Annotated in this window: 19 protein-coding genes; 6 read left to right on the top strand and 13 right to left on the bottom strand. The window is 43.7% G+C overall.

Annotation, left to right across the window (positions count from 1 at the left end):
* Nucleotides 1-17: 17 nt before the first annotated feature.
* Nucleotides 18-674: a TetR family transcriptional regulator gene (locus FTT78_RS02500; RefSeq protein ID WP_136144683.1), complete on the bottom strand. Its 657-nt coding sequence runs from the start codon at nt 672-674 to the stop codon at nt 18-20.
* Nucleotides 675-878: 204 nt separating this feature from the next.
* On the opposite strand from FTT78_RS02500, the gene rph reads away from it, so the two are divergent.
* Nucleotides 879-1,595, top strand: coding sequence for a ribonuclease PH (gene rph, locus FTT78_RS02495; protein WP_004974074.1), 717 nt, complete (start codon nt 879-881; stop codon nt 1,593-1,595).
* A 176-nt stretch (nt 1,596-1,771) separates the two neighbouring features.
* Nucleotides 1,772-1,969, top strand: coding sequence for a hypothetical protein (locus FTT78_RS02490; protein ID WP_042068620.1), 198 nt, complete (start codon nt 1,772-1,774; stop codon nt 1,967-1,969).
* Nucleotides 1,970-2,075: 106 nt separating this feature from the next.
* Here FTT78_RS02490 and nadC read toward each other — a convergent pair whose 3' ends face one another.
* On the bottom strand, nt 2,076-2,921 hold the full coding sequence (gene nadC / locus FTT78_RS02485) for a carboxylating nicotinate-nucleotide diphosphorylase (protein WP_004974082.1): 846 nt from the start codon (nt 2,919-2,921) through the stop codon (nt 2,076-2,078).
* A gap of 177 nt (nt 2,922-3,098) precedes the next feature.
* Between nadC and ampD the strand changes: the two genes are divergently transcribed.
* Both ampD and murJ read left to right on the top strand, forming a co-directional pair.
* Nucleotides 3,099-3,698: a 1,6-anhydro-N-acetylmuramyl-L-alanine amidase AmpD gene (ampD, locus tag FTT78_RS02480; RefSeq protein ID WP_004974083.1), complete on the top strand. Its 600-nt coding sequence runs from the start codon at nt 3,099-3,101 to the stop codon at nt 3,696-3,698.
* Between the two features lie 50 nt (nt 3,699-3,748).
* On the top strand, nt 3,749-5,299 hold the full coding sequence (gene murJ / locus FTT78_RS02475) for a murein biosynthesis integral membrane protein MurJ (RefSeq protein WP_171287394.1): 1,551 nt from the start codon (nt 3,749-3,751) through the stop codon (nt 5,297-5,299).
* 77 nt (nt 5,300-5,376) lie between these two features.
* On the opposite strand, the gene FTT78_RS02470 is transcribed toward murJ, so the two are convergent.
* From FTT78_RS02470 to FTT78_RS02425, 10 genes are all read right to left on the bottom strand, one after another.
* Nucleotides 5,377-6,066 (bottom strand): FKBP-type peptidyl-prolyl cis-trans isomerase, encoded by a 690-nt coding sequence (locus FTT78_RS02470; RefSeq protein ID WP_004974089.1) that lies wholly within the window; start codon nt 6,064-6,066, stop codon nt 5,377-5,379.
* 56 nt (nt 6,067-6,122) lie between these two features.
* Nucleotides 6,123-6,827 (bottom strand): FKBP-type peptidyl-prolyl cis-trans isomerase, encoded by a 705-nt coding sequence (locus FTT78_RS02465; protein WP_004974091.1) that lies wholly within the window; start codon nt 6,825-6,827, stop codon nt 6,123-6,125.
* Between the two features lie 238 nt (nt 6,828-7,065).
* Nucleotides 7,066-8,088: an NAD(P)-dependent alcohol dehydrogenase gene (locus FTT78_RS02460; protein WP_180043518.1), complete on the bottom strand. Its 1,023-nt coding sequence runs from the start codon at nt 8,086-8,088 to the stop codon at nt 7,066-7,068.
* Nucleotides 8,089-8,162: 74 nt separating this feature from the next.
* Nucleotides 8,163-8,732, bottom strand: a complete 570-nt coding sequence (locus tag FTT78_RS02455; RefSeq protein ID WP_180043516.1) for a DNA-3-methyladenine glycosylase I — start codon at nt 8,730-8,732, stop codon at nt 8,163-8,165.
* A gap of 43 nt (nt 8,733-8,775) precedes the next feature.
* Entirely contained in the window at nt 8,776-9,021 is a 246-nt protein-coding gene (locus FTT78_RS02450) for a hypothetical protein (protein ID WP_180043514.1), read from the bottom strand.
* Between the two features lie 18 nt (nt 9,022-9,039).
* A complete protein-coding gene (locus FTT78_RS02445; protein WP_131261236.1) occupies nt 9,040-9,579 on the bottom strand; it encodes a M23 family metallopeptidase in 540 nt (179 codons plus the stop codon).
* A 60-nt stretch (nt 9,580-9,639) separates the two neighbouring features.
* Nucleotides 9,640-10,674: an A/G-specific adenine glycosylase gene (gene mutY / locus FTT78_RS02440; RefSeq protein ID WP_131261235.1), complete on the bottom strand. Its 1,035-nt coding sequence runs from the start codon at nt 10,672-10,674 to the stop codon at nt 9,640-9,642.
* A gap of 136 nt (nt 10,675-10,810) precedes the next feature.
* Entirely contained in the window at nt 10,811-11,173 is a 363-nt protein-coding gene (locus tag FTT78_RS02435; RefSeq protein WP_070155794.1) for an HIT family protein, read from the bottom strand.
* 69 nt (nt 11,174-11,242) lie between these two features.
* On the bottom strand, nt 11,243-11,983 hold the full coding sequence (locus FTT78_RS02430; RefSeq protein WP_136144130.1) for a dienelactone hydrolase family protein: 741 nt from the start codon (nt 11,981-11,983) through the stop codon (nt 11,243-11,245).
* A gap of 207 nt (nt 11,984-12,190) precedes the next feature.
* A complete protein-coding gene (locus FTT78_RS02425) occupies nt 12,191-12,349 on the bottom strand; it encodes a DUF1328 domain-containing protein (protein WP_004974108.1) in 159 nt (52 codons plus the stop codon).
* 191 nt (nt 12,350-12,540) lie between these two features.
* Here FTT78_RS02425 and FTT78_RS02420 point away from each other — a divergent pair, with 191 nt between their 5' ends.
* The gene (locus tag FTT78_RS02420; protein WP_026438343.1) at nt 12,541-12,993 is read left to right on the top strand and encodes a YcgN family cysteine cluster protein; all 453 of its coding nucleotides are present in this window, start codon (nt 12,541-12,543) and stop codon (nt 12,991-12,993) included.
* A 117-nt stretch (nt 12,994-13,110) separates the two neighbouring features.
* Nucleotides 13,111-14,379 (top strand): replication-associated recombination protein A, encoded by a 1,269-nt coding sequence (locus FTT78_RS02415; protein WP_180043512.1) that lies wholly within the window; start codon nt 13,111-13,113, stop codon nt 14,377-14,379.
* A 114-nt stretch (nt 14,380-14,493) separates the two neighbouring features.
* Here the strand turns inward: FTT78_RS02415 and FTT78_RS02410 are convergent, their stop codons facing one another.
* Nucleotides 14,494-14,706 carry a cold-shock protein gene (locus tag FTT78_RS02410; protein WP_004974113.1) on the bottom strand — a complete coding sequence of 71 codons (213 nt, stop codon included), beginning with the start codon at nt 14,704-14,706 and terminating at the stop codon, nt 14,494-14,496.
* Between the last annotated feature and the right edge of the window lie 201 nt (nt 14,707-14,907).

The raw sequence follows: 14,907 nt of genomic DNA, 5'->3' as shown, positions 1-14,907 counted from the left end.
AAAAGTGTGTTGTATGTTTAATCTGCGACAGGCTGCGGACGTTGCCAGTGGCAAATGCCACGAAATAATAAATGTACTTGAGTAATGGTTTGTTGAATAAAACGCTGCTGTTGTTCAGGTAATTTTTCGGCTTCAAATTGGCGTTCTAAACCAATCCAGCTCATTGCCCAATTTAACGATAAATTAATTAAAATATTGGCCAGAATGTGAAAATCTTCAGCATGCTGAAAATGTTGTACGCTTTCGACCCGTTGTAAATCATTAGCTAAATCTTCAATTAAAAAATCAATTTCACGGGCGATGGCTTGCCGTAAAATGGTCGAACCGCCCCAGCGTTCGGCAATTAAAAAAATCCATTGTTGTGGATGTTGATCGACAGATTTAAAAAATAGGGTCAATGCCTTTTCGGTCTGTGCATCGGGTTGGTATAAATAAGCTTGTCCCAACTGATACAAAATACCTTTAATGTGCAAGGCAACTTGATCGACCAAATCTAGCCCCAACTCATCCATATCTTGAAAATGCCGATAAAATGCGGTGGGCACCAGTCCAATCTGTCGTGAAATTTCTCTTAAGCTAATGCTGCTAAATGCACGTCCTGCGCTGCTGAGTTGCAGCACTGCCTCCATAATTGCCTGACGACTTTGTTGTTTTCGTTCTTCCCGAATCGACATTGTATTTCCTGATTCTGCCAGTGCCGCGCAGTCTAACAAAAACCTGTGTTTCACGATAATACTAAAAGATGAATGAAGCCACTTTGTAAAAATACAGGCAAAATTTACCGAAACAGCACACGTCAAGCTTTGGAAAAGCGACCTGCGCTGTGGCATCTGTTATACTTGCGGGCAATTTATTTGAGCCAAAAATAAGGACACATTATGCGTATTGACCAACGAGCTTTAGATCAATTACGTGAGGTAAAAATTACCCGTAACTATACTCGCTATGCTGAAGGTTCAGTGTTGGTAGAGTTTGGTCATACCAAAGTTTTGTGTACCGCAAGTATTGATAACTCTGTACCGCGCTTTTTAAAAGGGCAGGGACAAGGTTGGGTAACTGCAGAATATGGCATGTTGCCACGTTCAACTCATACCCGTAGTGACCGTGAAGCGGCGCGTGGTAAACAAAGCGGACGTACACAGGAAATTCAGCGCTTAATTGGTCGTAGCTTGCGTGCCATGGTCGATTTGAAGAAACTGGGTGAAAACACCATTACCATTGACTGCGATGTGATTCAGGCCGATGGCGGTACCCGTACTGCAGCCATTACAGGTGCAGCAGTGGCATTGATTGATGCTATGAATGTGTTGCTGGAAAAGAAAAAAATTAAGCATGACCCATTAAAGGGTTTGGTGGCTGCAATTTCTGTGGGCATGTACCAAGACCAAGTGTTATTGGATTTGTGCTATGAAGAAGATTCAAATTGCCAAACTGATTTAAACGTGGTGATGACACAAGCAGGTGAATTTATTGAAATTCAGGGTACTGCTGAAGATAAGCCGTTTAATCGTGTGCAATGTAATGCCATGTTGGAAATGGCAGAAAAAGGTATTCAGGAATTGGTAAAAAAACAGCAGCAAGCTTTAGGTTGGTAAGCTAAGCTTTTTGATGTTTTTCTGCTGTTTAAGAGCGCATCTTCGGATGCGTTTTTTATGGATGAGATTTAGATTGCGATAGGAAGCGTGAAGCAAAAAGCTACAATATTGCAGGATGCGTTCTTTTAAGATGGAAAACTGTATGCAAAGAGCCTGAATGAAAAGAGGAGGAAAGCATGAAACTATTGATTATTTTAATGTCTGCCATGATGTTGTTTTTAACTGCATGTGATTCACGTACTGAGCGTGAAAATGAAGACAATCGTAGTGTACTCGGTCAAGCTTCTGACAACGACAACGACAACGACAACGACAACGACAACGACAACGACAACGACAACGACAACGACAACGACAACAAGGACGATGATTAAATTCAAAATTGAGGCATAAAAAAAGGAGGCTCATTTGCCTCCTTAAAATCAATTTTTGGAAAAAATTAAGGGTGCAGATTGCACCCTTAATTTTAAAAGTAATCGTTTACGCATTAAAACGCATTGATAAATCCACAGCTTTGACATCTTTGGTTAAAACACCCATCGAAATATAATCTACGCCTGTACTAGCCACTTCACGTAAATTTTCAATGGTGATGTTGCCCGACGCTTCAAGTTTACAACGACCTGCCACATGCTTGACCGCATCAATCATTTGTTGCTGGCTAAAGTTATCCAACATCACAATATCAGCTTTGGCTTCAAGGGCTTGATTTAGTTCATCCCAAGTTTCCACTTCAACTTCTACAGGTTTGCCCGGAGCAATGGCATGTGCTTTGGCAATTGCCTGAGTAATGCCGCCTGCTGCCATAATGTGATTTTCTTTAATCAAAAAGGCATCAAATAAGCCTAAACGATGGTTTTGTCCACCACCGACCGTGACAGCATATTTTTGTGCAATGCGTAAACCCGGTAAGGTTTTACGGGTATCTAGCAGTTTGGTATTTAAGCCTTCAAGTTGTTGCACATAGGCTGCGGTTTTAGTCGCAACAGCAGACAGGGTTTGCACAAAATTCAGCGCAGGGCGTTCTACCGTTAACAGGCTGCGTGCAGAACCTGCCAATTTCAAAAAGGCTTCATTGGCAGCAACGTGGTCGCCATCATTTTTTAACCACGTGACTTGCACATTGGCATCGTATGCTTGAATCAGGGCATTTACCCACGGTTGACCTGCCAAAATCATGTCTTCACGGCTAATAATGGTGGCAGTGGCCTGCTCATCTTCAGGGGTCAATAATGCGGTAATATCACCATCGCCAATATCTTCTTGCAAGGCTTGCTGAATATTGATTTGGATGGATTGTTCAAGCAAAGCTGGAGAGATGCTCATAAGATTTTCCGTGTCGATCTTGCCCATGAAAATTGCGCGTTATATTAACACTGTTCTGCGTCAGGATGTGTTTTTTAGCCACGTTCGGGTGTAATTTAAGATGTTCATTGTCACGCGTTGGCATTAAACTGAAATTTCTGTTCTATTTTTCTATTCTAATGGTTTGGGGATTGCCTTATGCAGCATGTGCCGTCGTTTCAGGTGGTTGAGGGTCAATTACAAGGGGCAAGACAAGTCCCATCTCCGAATTTCAACGCCCGTCCGACAGACCAAGAGATTCAATTGCTGGTCATTCACAATATTAGTTTGCCGCCGTCACAATTTGGTGGTGGTTATATTGAGCAATTTTTTCAGAACCAAATGGATTGGTCGCAGCATCCTTACTTTCAGACCATTCAGGGCCTGCAGGTTTCGGCACATTTGTTGATTTTAAGAACAGGCGAGGTGCTGCAATTTGTTAATTTTGCAGATCGGGCGTGGCATGCGGGGCGTTCTAGTTATTTGGCACAGCCTGAATGTAATGACTATTCAATTGGGATTGAATTAGAGGGCAGTGATGACTTGCCTTTTGAAACAGCGCAATATCAGAGTTTGGTGCAGGTGGTACACAGTTTGCAGCAGGCCTATCCGAGTATTCAACAGCATATTGCAGGACATTCCGATATTGCACCGGGACGTAAAACTGATCCAGGGCCGTATTTTGACTGGCAGTATTTTCGTGAACAGTTATCTCAACTTAAAGCTTCGACATCACAGGAAAAATTGATCAATCAATAACAAAACTTTGTTGATGCTTTGATTACAATAGCGACTAAATTTTTAATTGGGTGGTAACGATGGCGCTTTGGCGATCGACCTTTATTGTCAGTGCAATGACCATGCTGTCACGGGTGCTAGGATTAGTCCGTGATGTGGTATTGCTGAATGTGTTTGGTGCAGGTAAAGATTTCGATACCTTTGTGGTGGCGTTTCGTATCCCCAACTTTTTCAGGCGACTGTTTGCCGAAGGGGCGTTTTCGCAGGCATTTATTCCTGTATTGACCGAATATAAAACCAGCCGCACTCATGCCGAAGTACAAATTTTAATTAGTCGGGTTTTTGGCTGTTTAATGACGGTAATGACAGGGCTAACCTTTACCGCCATGGTGGCTGCGCCTGCGGTGATGTATATCTACGCACCGGGTTTCCATAGCGACCCTGAAAAGTTTGCGCTAGCCACCGATATGTTCCGCCTGACCATTCCTTATTTGTTGTTTATGTCGCTGACGGCATTTGCCAGCAGTATTTTGAACAGCTATGGCTCATTTACCACGCCTGCCTTTGCGCCTGTATTGCTGAATGTGGCGATGATTGCAGGTGCATTATGGCTCACACCGTACATGGCAGAGCCGATTATGGCACTGGGTTGGGCGGTGATTATCGCGGGTGCTTTACAACTTGCGATTCAAATTCCAGAACTATGGCGTAAAAAGCTGCTGATTCCCCCTAAAGTTGATTTCAAGCATGAAGGGGTGGATCGGATTATGAAGCTGATGCTGCCTGCTTTATTTGGGGTATCGGTCACGCAAATTAACCTGCTACTCAACACCATTTGGGCATCTTTTATGCAGGATGGTTCGGTGTCGTGGTTGTATAGTGCGGAACGTATGACAGAGCTACCTTTGGGCTTAATTGGTGTAGCGATTGGGACGGTCATTTTACCGTCACTGTCTGCGCGTCATGCAGAACAAAATATGGATAAATTCCGCGGCATGATGGACTGGGCTGCACGGGTGATTATTTTGGTAGGTGTCCCTGCCAGTATTGCACTGTTTATGTTATCAACGCCTATTATCCAAGCCTTGTTTGAGCGTGGTCAGTTTAGTTTTAAAGATACGCAAATGACCGCTTTGGCCTTGCAATGTATGAGTGCAGGGGTGATTTCATTCATGCTGATTAAAGTCTTTGCACCGGGTTTTTATGCACAGCAAGACACCAAAACACCAGTACGTGTGGGTTTAATGGCTGTGGCTGCCAATGCGATTTTAAACGTGGTGTTTATTGGCTTCTTTAAACTGATTGACTGGCAAGCTGAACACATGGCATTGGCACTGGCATCATCAGGTTCGGCTTTGGTGAATGCAGGCATGTTGTATTTCTATTTGCATCAACGCAAGATTTTCCGTTTTGGTGCGCACTGGAAAAAACTCATGGTGCAGTTTGCAGTGGCAAATGCCGTGATGATTGCTGCGTTGTGGTATGCCTTAACTTGGTATAACGGTGATGTATCACAATGGATGCGTGTGGCAGAAGTCACTGCGCTGTGTGTGGTGGGCGTAGTGGCCTATGGGGTTGGATTGTTGGCAACGGGTTTTAGACCACGTCATTTAAAACCTTAATGAAGCGAAGTTGATCTGAAAAAATACCGCAATTTAAATTGCGGTATTTTTTTGTTTAAAGATGATGCGGCTTTGGATTATTTTACAATTTCTAAAAGTTCCACATCAAAAATAAGCGTGCTGTTTGGCTCAATTGCATCGCCTGAGCCAATTTGACCGTAGGCTAGAGCAGCAGGAATAAAGAAGCGATATTTGGCACCAACTTTCATGAGTTGTAAGCCTTCAGTCCAACCTTGAATGACTTGGCTGACCTGAAATTCTGCAGCTTGATCGCGGGCGATAGAACTGTCAAATACCGTACCATCAATTAAACGACCTTCATAATGGACTTTAACGGTAGAGGTGGCTTTGGGTGATTTGCCCGTACCTGCCTGTAAGACTTGATATTGCAAGCCAGACTTGGTGACTTTGACCCCTGCCTTTTTGGCATTATTGTTTAAAAAGGCTTGCCCAATTTTAGCATTGCTATCGGCTACTTTTTTAAGCTCAATCAGTTGTTTGGCTTCGGCTTGCTTTTTGAATTGAGTCAGCACTCGTGCCATTTCTTCATCGCTTAAACTGGCGGCTTGGTCTTGTGTTGCCATTTTTAAGCCAGCAATGAAGGCTTCGAGATCAATATCTTTTAAGGTTTCCGCATTGCTGCGCCCCATTAAATAACCAAAGCTATAACCGACCTGATCTGCAACAGGACTTTTATTGGTCACGGTTTTGGCAAAACTGCCACTGCTGAGCAGTGCGATACACACAAGGGCAAGGTGTTTTTTCATTCTTTTCGTCCTAAGACCATACAGGAGAGCCAAGCTCTCCTGAAAGGGTGATGTTGTTATTTCACTTCAATCAGTTCAACATCAAAAATTAAGGTGCTGTTGGCAGGAATCATGCCTGGTACACCTTGTTCGCCGTAGCCCAGTTTCGATGGAATATACAGCGTAGCTTTACCGCCTTCCTTCATGAGCTGTAAACCTTCAGTCCAGCCCGGAATGACTTGATTCAGTGGGAATTCAATTGGCTCACCACGTTGTACCGAGCTGTCAAATACTTTGCCATCGACCAGTTTACCCGTGTAGTGCACTTTGACCACAGAGCTTGCCGTTGGCTGTTTGCCTGTGCCTTCTTTAATCACTTGATATTGCAAGCCAGAAGCTGTGGTTTGTACGCCTGCTTTTTTGCCATTTTCAGTTAAGAATGAATCACTGGCTGTTTGCGCAGCTTGCGCTTGAGTGGCTTGTTTTTGTTGCAACTCTTGCTGGAATTGCTCATAGGCTTTTTGTAATTCTTCTTCGGTGTAGGCAGGTTGTTTACGCGCATGACCTTCACGCACACCTGTTACAAAGCTGTTGATGTCTAGCTCTGGTGGGGTTTGATGTGCCACTTCATAACCCAAAGCGTAGCTGATTTTTTCAACCGCAGAAGCATTTGCCGACGCTTTAGAGGTCGCCACTGCTGGGTTTTGAGAGGCATAATAAACAGGAACAAGTGCAGCACCGCCTAAAATTACAGCAACAGCGATGGGTAAGGCTTTACTCATAGGTTTTCTCAAATTCATTTTATAGTTAAAAAAGCAGCATTCATCTTAGCAGACTTTTTCACAGACTTTTCTAGTTTGGCACGTGGCTTTGCAGCCTGTGTCGATTCAACTTTTTAATATATGCTGCTTACGCAGTTTATTCTATAACAGACTGAATATCTAAAACATTTTTTATACATAAATCTTGCCCATCTGAGATGAGCAAGACCGTTAAATTGGGCAAGATTTAACTTAAAAATCAGTCAAAGTCGGCCTTTAACACCACCCGATAGCGTGCCTTGCCCTGATGCAAATATTCAATTGCCTGATTGATTTGTGACATCGGAAAAACTTCCACCTGTGGGGCAATCTGTTTGCGTGCGGCAAATTGTAGTAATTGACGCAGCGCTGCAGGCGAACCTGTCGATGAACCAGTAACCGATTTTGCACCGCCAATTAAGCTGCCCGCCTTAATTTGCATGGGTTCTAGCGCTACACCTAGCATGTGAATAGTGCCATGTGGTGCAAGCGTACTTAAATAAGCATTCCAGTCCAAGCTTACGTTTACCGTACTTAAAATCAGGTCAAACTTGCCACGCTGGGTTTTAAGGGCAGCAGCATCACGGCTGTTCACTACATGGTCTGCACCCATAGCCAGTAATTCTGCGGTTTTGTCTGGATTGGAACTGAACGCCGTAATTTCACAGCCCCATGCTTTTAATAATTTGATGGCGATATGCCCCAAGCCACCAATACCAATCACCGCAACATGATGTACTGCCTGAATTTGATGTTTCAAGATCGGATCAAATACGGTAATTCCACCACAGAGCAAAGGCCCTGCACTGACAGGATCGACCTCATCGGGTAATGGAATTACCCATTGCCAACCTGCACGGACTTTATCGGCAAAACCACCTGCATGTCCCACAATGGTTGCGGTAGTGCCATTGCTGCACAGCACTTGTTCGCCTGCAATACAGGCATCGCAGTGTTGGCAACTGTCTGCAGTCCAGCCAATGCCTACACGTTGCCCCACGGTTAAGCCTTTGGCCTCACTGCCTAATTGGGTAATCGTGCCAATAATTTCATGTCCTGCCACCACAGGATATACCGAGGAATGCCAGTCATTTTGAATGACTGAAAGATCGGAATGGCATAAGCCACAATATTCGACTTTGACTTCTACCTGATGCGCCTGCAATTCACCCGCATCAAATTGATAGGCTTGCAGGGCTTCACCTGCCTGCATTGCGGCATAGGCTCGAATGGTATTACTCATATTGCACCGTCCTTGTCATCGACTGACTGTATTGATTGGTGATCTTGCTGTTATGGGGTGAGCAGTTTTGAATACTAAAGCTTGGATGTTGTTTTAAAGTGACAGTGATTTTCATGGTCATCGACCATGCCCACAGCCTGCATAAAGGCATAGCAGGTGGTCGGGCCTACAAATTTAAAACCATTTTTCTTTAAGGCTTTCGACATGGTAACACTGGCGTTGGTTTGTGCAGGTGCAAGACGATAGTCAGGTACATCATTCCTAATAGGTCGCTGTGCGACAAAATCCCAAAGCCATGTCACGACGTCTATATCGGCATCTTTTAGTTTTTGCCATGCACGTGCGTTGTCACGAATTGCTTGTAATTTGCCTCGATGGCGAATTAATCCAGCATCTTGTAATTTGAGCGTAAGATCATCATCACTAAATGCGGCAATTTCAGCAATGCTGTATTGAAAAAAATGCTGGCGATAAGCTTCACGTTTTTTTAGAACAGTAATCCAAGACAAACCTGCTTGTTGTCCTTCTAGGCAAAACATTTCAAACAGATGTGCTTCTGCAAAGACAGGCCGTCCCCATTCTAAATCGTGATAGGCCATATAGAGCGGATCATCAGAGCACCAGCCACAGCGTTGTAAGGTCATGTGCGTACTCCTGATCAATTAAGGCATAAAATAATCGGGCAGATTAAAGCTGAAATTGCGTCCATTGGTCGTTTTGGTTATCCCAATAATATAATTCGGCCTGTTCTAAGTCCTGAAAGGAAATCCAGTTGTCTTTACCAACTTTATCTGAATAACCTGTGCTGATGAGCAGGGCATCTTCAGTAATTTCCATGACCCAGCCTTGATGGACTTGTCCTGCCAATACAATTTTTTGTTGATTGCCAGATTCTGCAAATTCCACCAATCGATTTATCAAGGCTTCAGACATGAAATGTTCCTAACAAAATTAACGTAAATAAGGATAAGGATTGACCGCACCGCGTCCTTTACCATTTAAATAAAGTCCGTAATGCAAATGTGCGGCAGTGTGTCGGGCGTTGCCTGTATTGCCGACATAGCCAATATGCGTTCCTGCCTTGACATAATCGCCCACGTTTAAACCGCGTTTATGTCCATCCAAGTGTGCATAGTAATGCCAAGTGCCTGCAGGCCCTAATATCCAAATTACTTTACCACCTAAGCGATTATCGCGTAAGTCTGCAATTAAACCTTCTGTAGCGCTATACACTTTGCTGCCTTTGGCGGCAAGAATATCAATGCCTTCATGCAAACGTCCGCTACTACGAGATGCACCCCAAGTGTCATTCAACTGATGCGCTTTAATGCCCTGCACAGGAATGGGCAAGCGAGTTTTTAAACTCATTTGATTGAGTTTTTGCACCAAGGCAGGCGGGAGTGGGGTACTGGGACGTTTCGGTGCAGAACTACAGGCCGCAATCAATAAGGTAAAGAGTGACAGGCTTAAAACAGCAATCCATCGAAACATAAGACATCCTTGTAATGGCAGTGAAAGCAAAGATTTCATTCATCACGATGCTTGACTATGTCACAGATTGATTGCCGAGATCAATTTTTTCATGGCCGTCGGAATGCCCAAATCGCTGGCTTGTTGCGGACTATACCAATCTGCATTCAGTTCTATTGCCAAGTGTTCTTGTAGATCAGCATCGACCTGAAAACACAGTGCTTCAAGCTGCCAAGTGAAATGGGTAAAGCTATGTGAAATCTGTGCGCGTTGCTGTACCTGTTTAAGGCTCAAGCTTTGACACAGTTGCTCAAAAGCCTGTGCATCTTCAATGACAGGCAAACACCATAGTCCACCCCAAAGTCCTGTATTGGGACGTTGTTGCCATAACCACTGATCTGCGCATTGCAGTACTAAGACCTGTGCAGATTTAACGGGTACGGCTTTTTTCGGTTTTTTAAAGGGCAATTCCTGCTCTAAACCTTGTTGATGTGCTTTGCAGTGTTGTTGCATTGGGCAATATAAGCACAGTGGTTTTTTGGGGGTACAAATGGTGGCGCCCAAATCCATAATAGCCTGCGTATAGTCGTGATTACGCACTTCGGGGCAGAGCTGTTCTGCCAGTTGCCACATGGCACGTTCATGTACAGGTTTGGATAAATCATCTTCAATAGCAAAAAAACGTGCTAAAACCCGTTTGACGTTGCCATCCATAATGACGCCGTATTGGCGTAAACCCAGCGACATCATGGCACCACCCGTAGAGCGACCAATGCCCGGCAAAGCCATCCACTGTTCGAGCGTACTTGGAAAATGTCCTTGCTGTGCCACAATGGCTGCGGCTTTATGCAAGTTGCGGGCGCGGGCGTAATAGCCTAAACCTGCCCAATACGGTGCAACTTCATCCCAAGTTGCACGTCCTAAATCTTGCACTGTCGGAAAGCGCTGCAAAAAACGCTCAAAATATTGCAATACGGTTTTGACCTGAGTTTGTTGCAGCATGATTTCAGACACCCACACCGCATAGGGATCATCGGCGACTTGCCACGGCAGGTCATGGCGTCCGTGTTGATCGAACCACGTGAGGAGAGCATCGGAAAATGAAAAAGCAGTCATGCGAACCCAGTTTGTAAAGTAGCGGCTTAGTATAGCCAAACTGGCGTGGGAATTACGTGCATAAAAAAAGAAGATGAGCGTGCATCTTCTTCTTTAGGTTTGGTTTCACTTGGTTTGGGATAAAACGAGTCGTGGTTTAAATTTGACCGCTCATACCCCAACGGTTATCCAATTTTAAGGTCTGACCTTCATAGCGTGGAATAATGTGGATGTGTAAATGCTCAGATTTAGCATCAAACACATCGCCATCATTAAAACCCACATGGAAACCTGCAGGTTGATGACGCAATTGCAACTCATTGCGCGCCAATTCTAATAAAGACAATAAACTTTTACGTTCTTTGTCTGTAATGTCAAAAAAAGAGCCGACGTGACGTAGCGGAATGATCACGCAATGTCCTTTAGACAGGGCATTGGGTTCAGGCAAAATTACCCCAAATTCATTTTTTGCCAAAACATCATAATCATCAAAATTGCAATAAGGGCATTGCTCAGTCATTGTTATATCCTCTTCTTTAAAATTTTCTTGGCTTGCGTTGAGTATATGCTGCGTAATGTGAACAGCAGATTAATCTGCTAAACGACGATCCAACACTTCATACATGGCAGCTAAACCTTGTTGCTCTGCCGATGCGTTATAGCCTAAATCGACCCCATTGGCTTTGGCACGTTCATCGGCTTGAGGGTTACTAAAGCCGTGTTTGGCATCTTCAAAAATAATCACTTCATGCTCTACTTGAGCCGCGTGCATTTCTTCACGGAAACTTGCGACGTCGTCTAAAGTCACCATGCTGTCCAGTTCACCATGCAACACCAAAATCTCGGCTTGTACCTGACCTTGTTGTGCAGGGGCTTTCGGGCTGAGGTTGGCGTGGAAGGTCACCACTGCTTTTAATGCTGCGCCAGAACGAGCCAAATCCAGAACGACTTTGCCGCCATAACAGAAACCAATTGCAGCGAGTTTATCGCGATTTACTTCAGGTTGGGCAGCTAAAGTGTCCAAAGCTGCAGACGCACGAGTCACAATTGTGTCAGCATCTGCAAAAGTTTGCATCATCCATTCATTGGCTTGGGCTGCGGTGGTGGTGACTTTTTTATCGCCATACATATCAATCGCTAAGGCTGCAAAACCATGTTCAGCCAATTCACGCGCGCGTTGTTCGGTGTATTCGTTACGTCCCCACCATTCAGGTGCGACAATCACCCCCGCGACAGCTTGTGCTGTTTCTGGTGCAGCAAAATAACCGATCAGTTTGCTGCCATCTGCAGCCGTATATTCAATTTCGCGAGTTTTGATTGCTAAAGCCATGCCTTATTCCTTATCGTTTTCAATGCCATGATTAAAGCATAATAATATGGCACGCATTTTTAAAAACAGGGTAAATACTGCCAATAAATGTGAGAAAATATTTTTAAAATAGCCAAATTGGCATTTGTTGCGTAAAAAGCGGACATAAAAAAAGAAGGAAAAATCCTTCTTTTTTATCTGATTTTTAGGAATTTATAGACGAGGTCACTAGATTTTTCCGCGAGAGAGGAAACCAACAATTGCCAAAATCACAGCAATCACCAATAAAATAATGGCAAAGTCTTTGGATAAACCTGCGACACCACCAAAACCAAGTAAACTCGCGATTAACGCAATCACTGCGAAGATTATAGCCCAACGAAACATAATTGTTCTCCATGTGTTTTTATAGCTTCTGAATTTAGTATAGGGAGCTGAACGCAGCACACTGTTTTGTTTTTGTGTATTAAATGTTCAGTTGTTTGAGTTAAGTGTTTGATTCATTTAAAGACTAAACAAAAGCAACAAGTTGAAACAAGGCTGTTATAATGACGCAGTTTTGTTATTTTCTGTGCGCTATGTCTGATCAATTACGACCTGAATTTTGGAAAAACTATCCGCTGAATGCCTTAAATACTGCGGAATGGGAAGCCTTGTGCGATGGTTGCGGTTTATGCTGTTTGGTCAAACTAGAAGATGAAGACACGCAAGAAGTGGCCTATACCAAAGTGGCGTGCAAGTTACTGGACTGTAACACAGCACGTTGTTCAGATTATGCCAATCGCTTTGACTTTGTGCCCGATTGCATTCAACTTTCCCCCGAAAAACTAGAAAAAATTCACTGGTTGCCGCCAAGTTGTGCCTATCGTCGTTTAAAACAGGGCAAAAATTTGCCATCTTGGCATTACTTAAATACGGGCTCACGCCAAAGTGTGATTAAAGCCAAAAAATCTGCGGCAGGGCGTTGTATTTCAGAACTGGATGTTGCAGAAGAAGATATAGAAGATTATGTGGTGCGTTGGGTGCGTTAATTCATACTGCAGAATAAACTTTGAATCGTGTTTTAGCGATAAATCGGTACGATTAGAAATACTCCAAAGCTTGAGATCATAGTAGACTAGGTTGAAGTCAAGTATAGAAATAACAAGATGTCAGAGAGTCATATTCCACTGCCTGAGCGTTTGCGTCCACGCGATTTATCGCAAATTATTGGTCAAGATCATCTTTTAGGTGAGCAAGCGCCGTTACGCCAAATGATTGATCAGGGGCATTTGCCTTCAATTATTTTCTGGGGGCCACCAGGGGTGGGGAAAACCACCATCGCTTTGCTGTTGGCGCAGGCGGTAGATCGTCCTTTTATCAGCCTTTCTGCCTTGAATACTGGGGTCAAAGAGCTGCGTGAAATTATTGCCGAAGGCGGCGATTTGCTCACACCAGTGGTGTTTATTGATGAAATTCATCGCTTTAATAAGTCGCAGCAAGATGCCTTATTAAATGCGGTGGAAAAGGGCAAAATCACCTTAATTGGTGCGACCACTGAAAATCCATCTTTTGAAGTCAATAGTGCGCTGCTTTCACGTTGTCAGGTCTATACCTTAAAGGCTTTAGATGCCGATTCGATTCAGACTTTGCTGACTCAAGCCATTCAGCAAGATCAATTCTTAAAAGACCGTTATATTCAGATTGAAGAATTTGATGCTCTGATTCAGTTTGCTGCAGGTGATGCACGCAAGGCTTTAAACCTACTGGACTTGGTGGCAAGCACCTTTGAACCCGAGGTGGAAAATATCATCACCAACGCGATTGTGGTCAAGGTTGCGCAACAAAACATTGCCCGTTATGACAAGTCAGGCGAGCAACATTATGATTTGGTATCGGCTTTTATTAAGTCAATTCGTGGCAGTGACCCCGATGCTGCATTGTATTGGATGGCGCGCATGCTCAAAGGCGGTGAAGACCCGAGCTTTATTGCGCGTCGCATGTTGATTGCTGCTTCGGAAGATATTGGCAATTCAAATCCGAATGCCTTGTTATTGGCAGGCGAGTGTTTCCGCTCGGTACAAGTGCTGGGTATGCCCGAAGCGCGGATTATTTTAGGACAATGTGCAGTATATTTGGCAACCAGTGCCAAAAGTAACAGTACTTATTTGGCAATTAATAAAGCCATGGATTTGGCTGAAAAAACCGCCAACTTACCTGTGCCACTGCATTTGCGTAATGCACCGACCAAACCGATGAAAGAACAAGGCTATGGCGTAGATTATTTGTATCCGCACAATTACCCAGAGCATTTTGTGCTACAGGACTATTTGCCGCCTGAACTGAAAGGCACAAAGTTGTATGAGTCGGCACGTAATAAACGTGAAGTGGAAGGTGAGCGTTTACAACAACGTCGTTGGCAGCAGACTCAATCCTAAGCGATTTGGTATAGCTGAAAAGATATTTGTAAAAGTATTGGCATAAAAAAAGCTCAAGAATCAACTTGAGCTTTTTTAGATTTGTTTGCAGCCTTGAGTGCTGCATTCAAAGGTTTAAAGCGGTTTGATGTTTACAGCATTCGGGCCTTTTTGACCTTGCGCAATGCTGAATTCAACTTGCTGACCTTCGTGTAAAGTCTTGAAGCCTGAGTGTGCGATTTCGCTGAAATGCGCAAACACATCTGGACCAGATTCTGGTTGAATAAAACCAAAACCTTTAGTTTCGTTAAACCACTTTACCGTGCCTTTCATTGTCGGATTTGACATAGGGAAATATCCTGCTGAATTTTAATATGTTGCAATCTAAAAAAGATTTGGAATAACTGGGAAAAAGATGCGACTTAAAATCTGAACAAACGAAGGATTACAAAATAAAACTACGGACTTAGACGATTAAAACGAACTTCATATTTTTCTAGTATGACAACAAGCATACACGGAATTGCAGAATACACAATTTAAATTCAG

Origin of the sequence: Acinetobacter sp. YH01011 (genome assembly GCF_013420785.1) — a bacterium.
GTDB classification, from domain to species: domain Bacteria; phylum Pseudomonadota; class Gammaproteobacteria; order Pseudomonadales; family Moraxellaceae; genus Acinetobacter; species Acinetobacter towneri.
The sequence above is the reverse complement of the archived record's forward strand: the minus strand, read 5'-3'. Positions and strand labels throughout refer to the sequence as shown.

Excerpts from the sequence above, each read along its gene's own strand:
- FTT78_RS02435 (WP_070155794.1), bottom strand. The coding sequence starts at position 11,173 with ATGACTGAGCAATGCCCTTATTGCAATTTTGATGATTATGATGTTTTG.
- FTT78_RS02450 (WP_180043514.1), bottom strand. The coding sequence starts at position 9,021 with ATGTCTGAAGCCTTGATAAATCGATTGGTGGAATTTGCAGAATCTGGC.
- rph (WP_004974074.1), top strand. The coding sequence starts at position 879 with ATGCGTATTGACCAACGAGCTTTAGATCAATTACGTGAGGTAAAAATT.
- FTT78_RS02465 (WP_004974091.1), bottom strand. The coding sequence starts at position 6,827 with ATGAGTAAAGCCTTACCCATCGCTGTTGCTGTAATTTTAGGCGGTGCT.
- nadC (WP_004974082.1), bottom strand. The coding sequence starts at position 2,921 with ATGAGCATCTCTCCAGCTTTGCTTGAACAATCCATCCAAATCAATATT.
- FTT78_RS02415 (WP_180043512.1), top strand. The coding sequence starts at position 13,111 with ATGTCAGAGAGTCATATTCCACTGCCTGAGCGTTTGCGTCCACGCGAT.
- FTT78_RS02425 (WP_004974108.1), bottom strand. The coding sequence starts at position 12,349 with ATGTTTCGTTGGGCTATAATCTTCGCAGTGATTGCGTTAATCGCGAGT.
- ampD (WP_004974083.1), top strand. The coding sequence starts at position 3,099 with ATGCAGCATGTGCCGTCGTTTCAGGTGGTTGAGGGTCAATTACAAGGG.
- FTT78_RS02490 (WP_042068620.1), top strand. The coding sequence starts at position 1,772 with ATGAAACTATTGATTATTTTAATGTCTGCCATGATGTTGTTTTTAACT.
- FTT78_RS02430 (WP_136144130.1), bottom strand. The coding sequence starts at position 11,983 with ATGGCTTTAGCAATCAAAACTCGCGAAATTGAATATACGGCTGCAGAT.
- FTT78_RS02445 (WP_131261236.1), bottom strand. The coding sequence starts at position 9,579 with ATGTTTCGATGGATTGCTGTTTTAAGCCTGTCACTCTTTACCTTATTG.
- FTT78_RS02500 (WP_136144683.1), bottom strand. The coding sequence starts at position 674 with ATGTCGATTCGGGAAGAACGAAAACAACAAAGTCGTCAGGCAATTATG.
- FTT78_RS02460 (WP_180043518.1), bottom strand. The coding sequence starts at position 8,088 with ATGAGTAATACCATTCGAGCCTATGCCGCAATGCAGGCAGGTGAAGCC.
- mutY (WP_131261235.1), bottom strand. The coding sequence starts at position 10,674 with ATGACTGCTTTTTCATTTTCCGATGCTCTCCTCACGTGGTTCGATCAA.
- FTT78_RS02470 (WP_004974089.1), bottom strand. The coding sequence starts at position 6,066 with ATGAAAAAACACCTTGCCCTTGTGTGTATCGCACTGCTCAGCAGTGGC.
- FTT78_RS02410 (WP_004974113.1), bottom strand. The coding sequence starts at position 14,706 with ATGTCAAATCCGACAATGAAAGGCACGGTAAAGTGGTTTAACGAAACT.
- FTT78_RS02420 (WP_026438343.1), top strand. The coding sequence starts at position 12,541 with ATGTCTGATCAATTACGACCTGAATTTTGGAAAAACTATCCGCTGAAT.
- FTT78_RS02455 (WP_180043516.1), bottom strand. The coding sequence starts at position 8,732 with ATGACCTTACAACGCTGTGGCTGGTGCTCTGATGATCCGCTCTATATG.